The 14,278-nt window shown below is 33.9% G+C and carries 14 protein-coding genes; 7 read left to right on the top strand and 7 right to left on the bottom strand.

From position 1 onward, the window contains the following. Positions 1–188 precede the first annotated feature (188 nt). Positions 189–1,217 (bottom strand): glutaminase A, encoded by a 1,029-nt coding sequence (gene glsA, locus F0460_RS12365; protein ID WP_150013664.1) that lies wholly within the window; start codon positions 1,215–1,217, stop codon positions 189–191. 61 nt (positions 1,218–1,278) lie between these two features. Here glsA and F0460_RS12360 point away from each other — a divergent pair, with 61 nt between their 5' ends. The 5 genes from F0460_RS12360 (at position 1,279) to F0460_RS12340 (ending at position 6,328) form a co-directional block, all read left to right on the top strand. Beyond that, positions 1,279–1,905 carry a hypothetical protein gene (locus F0460_RS12360; RefSeq protein ID WP_150013662.1) on the top strand — a complete coding sequence of 209 codons (627 nt, stop codon included), beginning with the start codon at positions 1,279–1,281 and terminating at the stop codon, positions 1,903–1,905. 55 nt (positions 1,906–1,960) lie between these two features. Then, complete coding sequence (locus tag F0460_RS12355; protein ID WP_150013660.1) at positions 1,961–3,352, top strand: leucyl aminopeptidase family protein; 1,392 nt, start codon at positions 1,961–1,963, stop codon at positions 3,350–3,352. 306 nt (positions 3,353–3,658) lie between these two features. Next, a complete protein-coding gene (locus tag F0460_RS12350) occupies positions 3,659–5,140 on the top strand; it encodes a glycosyltransferase (protein ID WP_150013658.1) in 1,482 nt (493 codons plus the stop codon). A 565-nt stretch (positions 5,141–5,705) separates the two neighbouring features. Then, positions 5,706–6,131 carry a hypothetical protein gene (locus F0460_RS12345; protein WP_150013656.1) on the top strand — a complete coding sequence of 142 codons (426 nt, stop codon included), beginning with the start codon at positions 5,706–5,708 and terminating at the stop codon, positions 6,129–6,131. After that, complete coding sequence (locus F0460_RS12340; RefSeq protein WP_150013654.1) at positions 6,128–6,328, top strand: helix-turn-helix transcriptional regulator; 201 nt, start codon at positions 6,128–6,130, stop codon at positions 6,326–6,328. The genes F0460_RS12345 and F0460_RS12340 overlap by 4 nt, the downstream gene beginning before the upstream one ends. A gap of 40 nt (positions 6,329–6,368) precedes the next feature. Here F0460_RS12340 and F0460_RS12335 read toward each other — a convergent pair whose 3' ends face one another. From F0460_RS12335 to F0460_RS12315, 5 genes are all read right to left on the bottom strand, one after another. Further along, complete coding sequence (locus tag F0460_RS12335; protein WP_150013652.1) at positions 6,369–6,842, bottom strand: copper resistance protein NlpE; 474 nt, start codon at positions 6,840–6,842, stop codon at positions 6,369–6,371. 135 nt (positions 6,843–6,977) lie between these two features. Continuing rightward, complete coding sequence (locus F0460_RS12330; RefSeq protein ID WP_150013650.1) at positions 6,978–7,520, bottom strand: DUF1697 domain-containing protein; 543 nt, start codon at positions 7,518–7,520, stop codon at positions 6,978–6,980. Positions 7,521–7,524: 4 nt separating this feature from the next. Next, a complete protein-coding gene (locus F0460_RS12325; RefSeq protein WP_150013648.1) occupies positions 7,525–9,117 on the bottom strand; it encodes a glycoside hydrolase family 10 protein in 1,593 nt (530 codons plus the stop codon). Positions 9,118–9,205: 88 nt separating this feature from the next. After that, positions 9,206–9,727 (bottom strand): SRPBCC family protein, encoded by a 522-nt coding sequence (locus F0460_RS12320; RefSeq protein ID WP_150013646.1) that lies wholly within the window; start codon positions 9,725–9,727, stop codon positions 9,206–9,208. Positions 9,728–9,972: 245 nt separating this feature from the next. Continuing rightward, positions 9,973–10,416, bottom strand: coding sequence for a VOC family protein (locus F0460_RS12315; protein WP_150013644.1), 444 nt, complete (start codon positions 10,414–10,416; stop codon positions 9,973–9,975). A 166-nt stretch (positions 10,417–10,582) separates the two neighbouring features. Here F0460_RS12315 and F0460_RS12310 point away from each other — a divergent pair, with 166 nt between their 5' ends. Beyond that, on the top strand, positions 10,583–11,950 hold the full coding sequence (locus F0460_RS12310) for an aldehyde dehydrogenase family protein (protein ID WP_150013642.1): 1,368 nt from the start codon (positions 10,583–10,585) through the stop codon (positions 11,948–11,950). Positions 11,951–12,001: 51 nt separating this feature from the next. After that, a complete protein-coding gene (locus F0460_RS12305) occupies positions 12,002–13,279 on the top strand; it encodes a cation:proton antiporter (protein WP_150013640.1) in 1,278 nt (425 codons plus the stop codon). A 35-nt stretch (positions 13,280–13,314) separates the two neighbouring features. On the opposite strand, the gene F0460_RS12300 is transcribed toward F0460_RS12305, so the two are convergent. Then, positions 13,315–14,253: a hypothetical protein gene (locus tag F0460_RS12300; RefSeq protein WP_150013638.1), complete on the bottom strand. Its 939-nt coding sequence runs from the start codon at positions 14,251–14,253 to the stop codon at positions 13,315–13,317. Between the last annotated feature and the right edge of the window lie 25 nt (positions 14,254–14,278).

Below are 14,278 nucleotides of genomic sequence, written 5' to 3'. Positions count from 1 at the left end.
ACGCGGGATGTTTGTAAATGTAAGAATTTCCGTCACTTTGAGTAGCATAACGTAGTGAAGCGTATCGAGAAGTTTAAAAGTATAAGTTCTCGACAAGCTTCGGTTCTCGACTTCGCTCGAACTGACGAGGTGTAACAAGACTTATAAAAACTATGTTTCTATGTGGTAAAAATTAATCAGCGGGAAACCTATTTTGGAGCAAAAATATTCAAACCGAATCTTTTCGAAAAATTCAATATCATTTGGTAACCCGCAACCGAATTTCCGTGACTGTCTAAAGGCGCACTAAAAACACCAATTCCCATTTTACCCGGAACACTTACGGTAATTCCGCCGCCAACGCCCGATTTACTTGGTAAGCCAATTCTGCGGGCATATTCGCCACTAAATTCGTACATACCTGCAACCATCATTTGCGATTGGATCAATTTAGATAAATCGGTGTTTTTGTAAATAGCATCACCATCAAATCGAACGCATTCATTGGCAAAAAAGTAACCAATTTTAGCCAGATCTTCCGCTGTAACTTCTATCGAACATTGTTTAAAATAATTGTCTAATTGATCTTCCGTTCCGTTAATCAGTCCGCTGTTTTTCATAATGTAGAACATTCCTCGGTTACGGTGACCGGTTTCTTTTTCAGACAAATAAACAGTTTCATTATAATTAATGTTGTTGTTTTTGGTAATAAACCGAACCATTTTCAACACCTTTTGAAAAGCAGTTTCACCATCGCCTTCAATCATCGAAACTGTTAAAATGGCTCCGGCATTCATCATTGGGTTTAGTGGTTTGCCCGTAATTTCCAAACTTCCAAAATGATTAAAAGGTTTGTCTGATCCAAAATAGCCCATGTTTTTAAAAACAGCTTCTTCTCCATTTTCCTGAACAGCCACCATTAGCGCAATAATTTTAGAAATACTCTGCATGGTGAATTTCTTGTCTGTATCGCCCACGCTTATAACTTTTCCGTTTGTATCAACCACAGAAAAAGCAATAGCATCGGCATTCATTTTTCCTAATTCTGGAATATAATCGGCAACTTTTCCTTGCGAAGCAAAATGTTTATTCTGATCTAAAACTTCCTGTAAAACTTTTTCGGTAATTTTATTATCAGTTGATATTGCAGTCGATTTTTTCTGTGCATTTAAAGAAAAGCAACTCATGTTTACTGAAACAAATAGTACAAACAGTTTTATAAATAGCGATTTTTGCATGGTGGGAATTTAGATAGAATCAAAGATAAAATATTATTTTTGGCAAACACAAAAAAACAATATGAGTATTGATATAAGTAAAATCAGAAAATTATCAGACAAAGAACTTTTGGGTTACTTAAAGCCAAATACGCCATACACTATTGAAGCGTTATTGTTAGCTGTTGATATATTGGAAAAAGAAAGAAAATATATTTTTTCTGAAAGTGAAAAACTAAAAATCGACGAAGTAATAAATCAAAAAGAGCAGGATAATTTAAGAGATTTTCAAGAATATAATGATGATTATTCTGTTCCAGATACTCCAGAAAATAGTCACTATCCTAAATTACATTCCAAGAAGTACGTATTAAGTATGGGAATCACTTTTTCTAGTCTTGCAGCGGGTTATTTTATTTTTTATAATTTAAAGGATTTGGGTTTAAATTCTAAAATTAATACTCGAAAATTAATAGCAAGCTCGATATTTGGTTTTGTTGCTTTGGTCACATTCTTATTGCTTTATCATTTTTATGGATACGATTTCATGAAAGATTATGAATCCAAGTATACTGGATATAGTAGATATAGACTCACAGCAAACAATGTGTATGTTTATTTATACTTATTAATGAATGGATTATTCTCTTATGTTATTTGGGACGATTATATACCTAAAAGATTACAGTATCGATCAAAAAATACATAATTCAATCGAAAATATCACTCATTTTCGTACTTTTGAAATCAAAATAAAACTAACAATGTTACAATTAACTCAAGAAATTAAAGGAACTGCTTTTGTTTATGTTGTTAACGAGCAAACTTCTTTAAATAATCAAACACCTGATTATGTTAGTGAGGCTTTTAAAACCTTTCAAACCGCAGAAACAAAAGAAGATTTTTTTAAAATAGGCAACCAGTTCTACTTTTTCGTAAAAGAAAATAACGATTTGGAAAAAATGCGTGTTGCAGGTTTTAATATCCGACAAAAATTAGATAAAAAAGCAACCGATATTACCATCATCGGATCAGGCGAAACTACTTTGGCGTTGGCTGAAGGTTTGGCGCTATCGAACTATCAGTTTTTAAAATATTTTAAAGATGCCGACGATCGCGAATATACTTTAGAGAATATTTTTATGTTAGGCGATATTTCAGCCGAAGAAATCAACCGCATCAACAATGTAATAAAAGCAGTTTTCTGGGCTCGTGATATGGTTAACGAACCAAATTCGTTCTTAACGGCAAATCAATTGGCAAAAGAAATTCAGGAAATTGGCGATGAAGCACACTTTCATGTAGAAGTTTTCCGTAAATCAGAAATCGAAGCCTTAAAAATGGGCGGATTGCTTGCGGTAAATAAAGGTTCTATTCAACCGCCAACCTTTACGGTGATGGAATACAAACCTTCAAATCCTATCAACGACAAACCAATTGTTTTGGTTGGAAAAGGTGTTGTTTACGATACCGGCGGATTGTCGCTAAAACCAACGCCAAACTCAATGGATTTAATGAAATCTGATATGGGTGGTGCAGCAATGATGGCAGGAACGGTTTACGCAGCAGCATTAAACAAACTAAATGTTCATATTATAGGATTGATTCCCGCGACAGATAACCGTCCGGGTGGCGATGCGTATGCTCCGGGCGATATTGTTACCATGATGGATGGAACTACGGTTGAAGTGTTGAATACCGATGCCGAAGGACGTATGATTTTGGCAGATGCCATTAGTTATGCTACAAAATACACTCCCGAGTTGATTATAAATTCGGCAACGCTTACAGGTGCTGCTTTGGTTGCGGTTGGTACACGTGCTGCGTGTTTAATGAGTAACGCATCAAGCAATGTTACCAACGATATTTTAAATGCCGGTGAAAAAGTGTACGAACGTATGGTGCAATTGCCTTTATGGGATGATTATAAAGAGCAGCTGAAATCTACTTGTGCTGATTTGAAAAACATTGGCGGAAGCACTGCAGGAACCATTACGGCCGGTAAGTTTTTAGAGCATTTTGCGAAAGCTCCGTTTGTGCATATTGATATTGCCGGACCTGCATTTACTACTGCTACCGAAAATTATAAAGGAAACGGCGGAACCGGAACGGGAATCCGTGCACTGCATGAATTCTTTGTAAACTATAAAAAGTAAATTCAAAATCCGTTATCGTTTGGTAACGGATTTTTTATTAAACCTTGTTTTTTGATCCTATAAAATATATAAACTGATATTTAAAATCAACACATTAACAAACGGGATGTAGGGTAGTGGTGTACCCAATTTGGGGATTGGCTTCTACAATAAAACCTCAATTTATCTTAAAATTTAACGCTTTCTTGTTAAAAAAGCCAGTGGCACAGTACTTGAAAACTTTATACAAGACAAAACAAAAAAGTGTTTGATCATTTTAATCTAACCAATAAAAATTCAAACGCTTTATTTCTTAAAATAAAGTATATGCCCACAACCACCAACCAGTGTTTAAAAAGCAAACCGTTTTTAGACACGCAATCTTCATTGGAGACTAATCATCTTAAAATTGTTAGAGATGATGCATCCAAACAAAAAGCAGATCGAACTAAATTTTTAGATCAGCTTTCACTAAACTCCCTAAAAAACAAAGATTATTTAGTAGTAGGTGCCACCCTAATTTTAATGGTGCTGTCTATAGCTACGTTTATAAACTTTCAGCCCGATATGGAAAAACTGCACTTTGAACGTATGAGTACGTGGTGGGGTGCATCGATAAACTACATTGCCTTAACCTTATTGGTTTTGCAGTTAAGTTTTTTAACGTATTTAATTGTGCTGTACATAAAATACAAACCTGTAAAAGCTGTAAGTAACGATAAATTGCCAACCTGTACGGTAATTGTGCCTGCTTATAATGAAGGAAAACTGGTTTATGAAACCTTATTGAGTTTGGCTGATAGTGATTTCCCGCCAGAAAAATTACAGATTTTATCGATTGATGATGGAAGTAAGGATGATACTTGGCAATGGATGTTGAAAGCAAAAGCAAAATTGGGCGACCGATTGACAATTTATCAGCAACCAAAAAATATGGGTAAACGTCATGCGCTTTATCGTGGTTTTAAAGAAGGAACGGGCGATGTTTTTGTAACGGTAGATAGTGATTCTATTGTAAAAGAAGATACTTTGCGAAACTTGGTAAGTCCGTTTGCAGTGAATGAAAAATGTGGTGCGGTAGCAGGAAACGTTAGAGTTTTGAACAAAGCAAAAGGTTTGATTCCAAAAATGTTAAACGTAAGTTTTGTTTTTAGTTTTGAATTTGTTCGATCGGCGCAAAGTGCTATTGGTTCGGTTTTATGTACACCCGGTGCATTGGCAGCTTATAGAAAAGACGCAGTAATGAATTGTTTAGAAGATTGGATGAACCAAACTTTTATGGGACAACCAAGTGATATTGGCGAAGACCGAGCAATAACCAACATGATTTTAAAACAAGGCTTGCATGTTCTTTTTCAGAAAAATGCGTATGTATATACCAACATTCCCGAAAAATACAAAAGTCTGTACAAAATGTTTGTTCGTTGGGAACGAAGCAATGTTCGTGAAAACATTATGATGAGTAAGTTTGCCTTTACAAAATTCAGAGAAGAATCAACCGCAGGATCACGTATTTTACTAACCATGCAGTGGATTAAAGTAATTATGGCGTATCCTTTATTGGCGTTATTATTGTTTTTTGTAGTTACACATCCAGTATTGTTTGTATGTTCAAGTTTAGCAGGAATCTTTGTGTTCTCGAGCATTCAAATGTTTTTCTACGCAAAAAAATACAATATAGCCGAAGCATTTTTGGCATACACTTACAGCGTATTCTATTTGTTTACCTTATTTTGGATTACACCTTACGCAATAATAACCGCAGGTCGCAGTGGTTGGTTAACCCGCGATTTACCTGCAACAGCATAAATACAATTAAACTAACTATATTTTTTTAAATCGGTATGTTTTTATAGCATATCGATTTTTTTTATTTCATTAAGTAAAGTTTTCTTTACAAATTGAAAAGTTTGTTTATATTTGTAGCAAATAAACTTAACTATATAATTATGAACACAAACTTTTTATTTCCATCTAAATTTAAGATACTGGGTGTATTTCTATTAGTAATACCTTTTATAACAGCAATACTATTAAAGGTTTTAAATTTTGAATCAACTATTTACACAGCAGATTTTATAAAAATACAATTTCAAGCAATCATGTGTTTAGGGTTGTTTTTTATGATTTATTCCAGATACAAAGATGATGACGAAATGCTGTACATGATTCGTTTGCAAATAACTGTTCAAAGTTTATTTATAGCGATAATCTATTTAATAATAAGCCCGCTAATTGATGTAGTGATTTTTAAAGATGAAATACAGTCGCAATCGGCTATTCAAATCATTATGTTTGTATTAATTTGGCAAAATCTTATATTTCATCTAAAAAGGTTTCAATTGAAAAAAGAACTAACTTAAAACGATTGATTATGAATAATAAAAGTAGATTAATTCCGAAAAAGAGAATGTGGATCAGTTTAACAATTATATTTCTGCCTGTTTTAATCTTAATATTTCTTAAATCATCAGATTTTGATGAATTATTAGACTTTAGTAAACTTTCAAAAATTACTGCAAGTATATCATTGGTTGGAATGTTCTTACTTTTTATGACACAATGGACAAAAGATGATGGAGATGAAATGTACTTGCAGATGAGGTTAACGGCTGTTCTTTTAGGAGTAATTACAGGTATAACAACATTATTAGTGAGCTCTATTTTTAGTCTGATCAATTGGTTAGATTTTGATTATACTCATTATAATGGATTTGGGTTAATGTTTTTCATTTTACTTATAATATTATCCAATTTTGGACAGCAAATATATTCATTATCTAAACAAAGAGAAGAATGAAGAATTACATTAAAATAGAACGTGCCAGACACAATTTAACACAAGGAGATTTGGCGGAAAAGGTCGGAGTTTCACGTCAGACAATTAATTCTATCGAAACAAAAAAATACATACCGTCTGCGGTTCTGGCTTTAAAAATTTCCAAGATTTTCAATATGCCTTTAGACAGTCTTTTTGAGTTGGATGATGATGATTAAAAACAAAAAACCGGAAGCTGAACTTCCGGTTTTTTTAATATTAATTTAATTTTTTGTAGTTGTAATGCTCTTTTAACGGACCATCAATTTCTTTACCTTCGGTATCCAAACCAACCAAGCCGTTTTCAACAACTTTAACTTTAATATCAATATCTTTTCCTTTTAAATGAGCAACCGATCCGTTATCATGCCACATAATATCACCTGCATCGTTTACCTTTAATTTCTTGTCTAAATATTCGGCAGCGTATTTAAAAGTTCCGCTTTTATCTAACGTAATCGTCGTTTTAATTCCCGCACAGTCGGCACAAGGCAACGTTGCTTCGTATGTTCCGTTCCAATCTAACGAGTTTTGTGTAGTATGACCATCGTGTACATTTGTAAGTGTATCGTTTGCAATAATCTCCGTGCTGTCTGTACTTATTGTTGTTTCGGTAGTTGTTTCAGTTTCTTTCTTATTACAAGAAATCACGGTTAATCCTAAAACAAAAAATGTGAAGATACTTTTTTTCATAACATATAAATTTGTAATTGTATAATACATCATTCAAAAAAAATGCCAAAGACTCAATTCGCTCAAATAAAGGGTTTTAATGAATAATGTTTGAATGAATCAGTACATTTTGAGTATGATATACACAAATCACGACTAATTGTTGCTGTTTTTTGCCAGATCAATCAGTTTGTGAATGGTGTTTAAATTTCTGCCAGTTGCTGTTACCTTTAGTTTTTTCTCGAAGAAATTATTGTTCAGTTTAGAATTACTCATTCCGTTTGGCAGATAAAAATATAGTACTTTATCAATTACCTTAAACTGATCGGTTGCAAAATCGATTTTTTCTAAATCAGCAAGTAAATCGGCAACAGGTTCTTCATTCAAAAAAGTAAAAAACAATTTATTTGGTTCGATGTTCTCTGTAAACGGATTGTGCTTTAAAGCCGTTTCCATTTCCTGAAGATCTAGACAAAAAACAGCAATCTGTAACTGAAAATGATCGTGAATAAGTTGTTGAACTTTCGTTGAAACTAAATCTTTTTCTAAATCCGAACTTAAAATAATATTACCGCTTTGTATATACGTTGTTACATTTTTAAAAACGTTGTCAATTAAAACAGCTTTAAGAACCGCCATTTTAACGATGTTTTTGCCCGAAACATTCACACCGCGTAATAGAACAATATAAGTTTTCATGTGCTTATATTTTTTTGGCTACGTGATCGCTTTCGTTACCTAAACGGTCAATTGCCTTTAAAGCTACGGTATTACAATTCTTTCCATTTTTAGAACGAGCAACGCTTTTGTTCAGCTGATTTTTCGGAAGGATTTCAACCTGCCATTCGTTATCGTAACGCGTGTACAAAACCCACTGAAAAGCATCATTCGATTTACTGTTTGACCAATTTACGTTTATATAAGAATTGTCGTTGCTTACGGTTAAGGACGGCGTTGCAATTTTATTGATTTTCATCCACGGACTCAATGGAATTAACGCTTTTTCTTTATACGGACCATTTTTTAATGCCGGAATCATTTCGCTGTTGTCGGTTAATCCTGCAATACTGTAATGCACCGCACCTACGCTGTTTTTGCTTAAAACGTCGGCGGTAATTTTTATCTGGTTTACAATTTCGGTGGATCTGTTGGTTGCTTTAACTTCAACCGTATTCAAACCAGGCCATAAATGTCTGTTCATAGTGTTTTCATCTTGCCACCATTCCAATAAATCTTGAAAATTCTGACGTTGCGAATTAATCGGCCAGTATAGTTGAGGCGAAAAATAATCAACCCAGCCTTTGTTCAACCATAATTTGGCATCGGCATATAGCTCATCGTATTGAGAAGATCCTACAACGCCCGAAGGATAACCCGATTTCCAGATTCCAAACGGACTGATACCAAATTTCACATAAGGTTTTTCTTGTTTGATTTCTTTGTTGATACGTTCAATGAATTTATTAACGTGATCTCTGCGCCAATCAGCTTTTGAAAGTGTTCCATCAGCATTTTTATAAGTATTCCATGAAGCAGAATCAGGAAAATCTGCACCACCGTTGTATGATGCATAAGGATAAAAATAATCATCGAAATGAACCGCATCAATGTCGTAGCGCGATACAATATCTTTTACGACATTTGAAACGTGATCTTGTGTTTTTACGCTTGCCGGATCAAACCAATACATACCGTTTTTAAGTTTCACGATATTACTTGGCGATTTTTTAACCATTGATTCACTGCTTACCGAACCACCGCTTAAATGATGTGCACGATAAGGATTAAGCCAAACATGTAGTTCCATTCCGCGTTTATGGGCTTCTTCGATCCAAAATTCTAACGGATCGTAATAAGGTGATGGACTTTTGCCTGTTTCCCCGGTTAAATAGTACGACCAAGGTTCGTAATTACTTTTGTATAGAGCATCTGCAGCCGGACGTACTTGAAAAATTACCGCATTAAAATTGGCATCTTGCAATAAGTCAAGCAGTTTAATGGCTTCGTTTTTTTGTTCTTCGGTAGATAGATTTTTTCTGCTTGGCCAGTTAATATTGGCAACGGTGGCAATCCACGCCGCACGGAATTCGCGTTTAACTTCGGGTAAATTAATCTTTAAATCAGTAGCTGTGGCTACTTGTTCAACAGGTTGCGGATTTTTGGTAACCGGTTCGGTTTCAGATTTTTTTACAACCGTAACTCTTGTCGATTTTTGCTGCTGCTGTACCGCACACGATATTAAAGATAAAGAGGCTAGTGCTATAAAAGCCAGGTATTTATTTACTTTCAGTTTCATACAAATATAATAATGCACAAAAATAATAAGATAAATGAGTACCTGGCTAATTTTTAAGATATTCTGCTGTTAAAACAGATATTTTAGCTTACTGCTTTTCTAAAACGGCTTTTAAATTTGCGGTTCCTTGTTCAAAGTCTTTGTTCATATCGTAAACAAGACCCATTAAGTTAAATGGATAAGGCATTTCGCCATCAACCACCCAACGGACTTTGGTTTCGTTCGCGCTAACTGCTTCCGTTGTAAAAAACGATTTTGCAGGTTCGGTGCTGTCCATTAAAAACAAATCAATATCAACACGTTTGTTTTCTGTAATGTTTGTGATTACCTGCGATCCGCTACCAACTTCTTCGCTTTTCCAGCTGTATTTAAAACCAACAGTTCCATCAGTTCCTTCCGAAGTTTTTATGATGTTCGGATCTTGTTCAAACCAAACGCCAAAATTCTCCTGATTTTTAATGTGTTTTACATAATTGAAAACTTCTGCATTGGTTTTGTTGATAACTGCCGAACCTTCTGCATGAAATGTTTTAGGAAGAACGGCAGCAACAATAAGTGCTAAAACGATCAACCCTAAAAGGGTAAAAAGTGTGTATTTTAAAAATTTCATAGTTTAAGTTTTATGAGATGATGATCTGCTACAATTGTAATTTACAAATTTGTCAAGCTGAACTTGTTTCAGCGTCTCATTATTTTTTTAATAGTACAATGAGATTCCGGATCAAGTCCGGAATGACAAGTATGGGGCATATTTTGTAATTGTAATTAGATCTTCAATTATTAAACATTTTAGAAAACTTGCCGATTACTGACAAGTTTCCTGATAATTTCTGTTGAGTTTAAAATTAGGATTAGTTATCCCATTCTTTTGTTTCCTTCAAAATGAACCATCCACCAAATGCCGAATTGATCTTGAAACGATGCATATAATTCTGCCCAAAATTGCTCGCCTAATTCCATTTCAATTTTCATGGCGTTTTCAGATAAAGCAGTATAAAGCTCTTTAGCTTCTTCAGCCGTATCGGTATCTAACATTACATAAGTGCTGTTACCTAACGTTAATTTATGTCCGAAGTTTTCCAAACAGTCCGATCCCATAACCATTGTGCTTTCGTTAATCATAACAGCAGTGTGCATAATTTTCTGCTTGTCTTCGTCGCTCATCGGAAAGTTAGGATCTGCCGGCATATCGCCAAAACGGTGCATACCTACATTTGGCGATTTAAATACTTTTTCATAGAAATTAAACGCTTGTTCGCAGTTTCCGTTAAAGTTTAAGTACGCGTGAATTTTTGCCATAGTTTTATTTTTTTAGAGTTTAGTTTTATCAAAAATAAAAAACATTTTAGATATAATTATTTTCGAAAACAGCTTTTTCAGAATAAAATAATTTATTAATAATAGTTTCACATAAATTTTAGATGAAACAATTTTGATTTTTATAATTTCAGTAAAAAGAATTGATTTGGAAAATCTACAAAACCTACATACTTATTTTTATTCGGGCAAAACATTAAGTTTTAAGCATAGAATGGATTGTTTGCAGCAGTTTCAAAAGCTTTTGAACAATCATAAAAACGAAATGATTGCTGCTTTACAGGCCGATTTTAACAAACCTGCCTTTGAAACGCTGGCTACCGAAATTACCATCCTGCAAAAAGAACTGACGTATTTTAAAAATCAGTTAAAAAGCTGGATGCAGCCAAAAAGAGTTTTTCCAAGCATATTAAATTTTCCTTCGAAAGAAACTTTGGCGTATCAGCCTTTCGGTGTGGTGTTGATTATTTCGCCTTGGAACTATCCGTTGTTGTTGGCATTGCAACCTTTAATTGCAGCTTTGGCGGCAGGTAATTGTGCTGTTTTAAAACCGTCTGAATTAGCGCCAAATACTTCAGCTTTGCTTGGTAATTTAATCGGTAAATATTTTAGTTACGAATATATTCGGGTGATTGAAGGCGGTGTGGAAGAAACAACCGAGCTTTTAAATCATAAATTCGATAAGATCTTTTTTACGGGAAGTACTTCGGTAGGAAAAATCGTGCATCAGGCAGCGGCTAAAAATCTAACTCCTGTTGTTTTAGAGTTGGGAGGAAAATCGCCTTGTATAGTTACACCAAGCACAAATATTCCTTTGGCTGCAAAGCGCATTGCTTTTGGTAAGTTTGTTAATGCCGGACAAACCTGTATTGCGCCCGATTTTATTTTTATTCATCCTAAAGTAGAAAAACAGTTTATTGCCGAAATAAAGAAAGTGCTGGAAACTTTTTACGGAGACGAACCCGAAGCATCGCCTTATTTTGCTCGGATTATCAACGAACAACATTACCACCGCATTAAACAATATGTGTTGAAGGGTGATGTGTTGATTGGCGGACAAACCAATTCTAAGAAACGATACATTGCGCCAACGCTTATAAAGATAGACGATTTAAACGATGAGGTAATGCAGCACGAAATTTTTGGACCTGTGTTGCCAATTGTCAATTACAACAGCATAAACGAAATTGTTGCGTACAATCATGAAAACGACAAACCTTTGGCTTTTTATGTTTTTGGAGATGATTCTGCCGAAATCGAAACGCTTTTAAATCAGTGTAAATACGGTGGCGCCTGTGTTAACGATTGCTTATCGCACATTATTAACAACAAACTGCCTTTTGGTGGAATCGGTGCCAGTGGTTTCGGGAATTATCATGGAAAATTCAGCTTCGAAGCTTTTTCGCAAAGCAAAGCCGTAGTTTATCGTAAAATGTGGTACGACAATAAATTAAAGTATCCGCCTTATACAAAAAATAAGTTAAATTTGTTAAAAAGGTTATTTAAGTTCTTGTAAACGGCTAAAAAAAACTCTTAAAATTATAAATTTGTAAAAACCGCTTATTTTATGGAATTATATTACACGTTTTCAGTTTTAATTGTACTTGCCTCGTTTTTTGCTTATTTAAATGTCCGCTTTTTAAAATTACCCGGGACCATCGGTATCATGATTATTGCCATGTTGGTATCGGTTGCCATACGTTTGTTGGGTGATCAATATTTTCCCGAAACTACAAAAGAGTTTTTTATGCTGATCCAGGAATTCGATTTTACCGAAATTCTAATGGGCGCCATGCTAAACTTCTTACTCTTTGCCGGTGCCTTGCACATCAACGTTTCTGATCTGCGCGAACACAAATGGCCCATATTAACTTATGCGTCGGTAAGTGTGGTGCTGTCTGCCTTGATCATTGCCGGCTTGTTTTATATGATAGCCCCGATGTTGGGCATGGAAATTCCGTTTATATATTGTTTGTTGTTTGGAACACTTATTTCGCCGACAGATCCTATCGTTGTTTTAGGAATTTTGAAGGAAGCGAAAGTTCCAAAAATGATCGAAACAAAAATTACGGGCGAATCGCTTTTTAACGATGGTGTTGCCGTTGTAATGTTTGCCGTTGTGTTGAAAATGGCGACTGATGTTGATTTTGATGCTTCGGTAGGATCTGTTTCAAAACTGTTTTTGTTAGAAGCCGGTGGCGGAGTTTTACTTGGGGCACTTTTAGGATTTACCGCAAGCAACTTTATGAAAAAGATCGATGATTATAAAGTATCGGTTCTTATAACGTTATCAATTGTAATGGGTGGATTTTTAATAGCGAAGGAATTGCATTTTTCATCGCCTCTTGCCATGGTTATTGCCGGATTGATTATCGGAAATTTTGGAAAAACAGCTGCAATGAGTGAAACCACGCGCGATTATTTGAGTAAGTTCTGGGAATTGATCGATGAAATTTTAAACGCAATTTTATTCCTTTTCATTGGATTTGAATTATTGATGTTACCCGATTTACAGGAACAATTGTTATTAGGAGTTATTGCGATATTCATTTGTTTATTGGCAAGAACGTTGGCGATTTTTATACCTGCACGTACCATTTTGCGTAAAAACACCTACTCAAAAGGATCATTAACAACCATGGTTTGGGGCGGAATTCGTGGCGGAGTTTCCATTGCGTTGGTTATGAGCATACCTAATTCGGTTGGCGATATAAAAGATGTTTTGTTAGAAGTTACCTATATCGTAGTTCTGTTCTCTATTGTTGTACAAGGATTAACCGTTGGTAAAGTAGCCAAAAAGGTTTTAAAAGATGATGAACCTGCTGATATTAATGAAGCAACATAAACTAAAAACAGCAACCGATAAGGTTGCTGTTTTTTTTAATCTTTAAATTCTAACTTACTACCTTGTATTTTAAAATGATCTGTAGCAGTAAGTGGATCATCTAAAGATGATATGAAAATCCACTTATTTTCCGTTGAATTGATTTCTAATAAATCATTTTTAATTTGCACATGAAAGTTTCCAAAATAATTGTAAGGTTTCTTCAAAGAATAAAGTGTATTGTCAAAATCATTTGTGCCATTTAAAAAGTAAAATTGTTGTCTATTAATAAATATTAAATGTTGTTTTTTACCAATTTCTCTTATTAAAACATAAGGTTCAATTTCTTTAGAGTTTATTTGATGTTTTCCTTTTGATAGTACAATTTTAAAGTGATTATTTTCATGTAAAGTAACATCATTTATTAAATTATATGAATTATGGTAATTCATATAATTATTAATATGGTTAATTTCTGAAGACATACCTTTTACACAAATTAATTTATCTTTTCTGTTTTCAGAAAATAAACATAATTTTTGTGGTTGAGTATGAACCAAATAAGTAATTGCTTTTAAAACTTCATCAATATTAAGCTGATAATTATTTATTATTAATGCAGGCCCCTTATTATTGTTTATAAAATTCATATCATACAATGTGTTTGTAGGACGCACTTTTTCATTAAAGAAAATTCGAAAATTACAAGGTAATATATTTTTAAAATCAGTGTATGAACCTATGATGTAATGGTCTGCTTTCATAATGTAATCATAGTCGTATCTTAAATAAACTTTTTCTGAAGAGAAATTACTTTTAATGAAATTATTTAAGAACTCAGCATAATTTGTAACCTGATTAATTCTATTAGTATCGTAAGAATCTAGTTTTAAAGTTATGTGGATATTACTTTTTTCTATGCCAATGAACTGATCTTCATGAGCTAATAGATTTTGAAAGTTAACGAGAAAAATTATTAAAAGTAATTTTTTCATTTATAATAAGTTTTAAATCAAATAG

This window comes from Paenimyroides baculatum (genome assembly GCF_008629655.1).
GTDB classification, from domain to species: Bacteria; Bacteroidota; Bacteroidia; order Flavobacteriales; family Flavobacteriaceae; genus Flavobacterium; species Flavobacterium baculatum.
The sequence above is the reverse complement of the archived record's forward strand: the minus strand, read 5'-3'. Positions and strand labels throughout refer to the sequence as shown.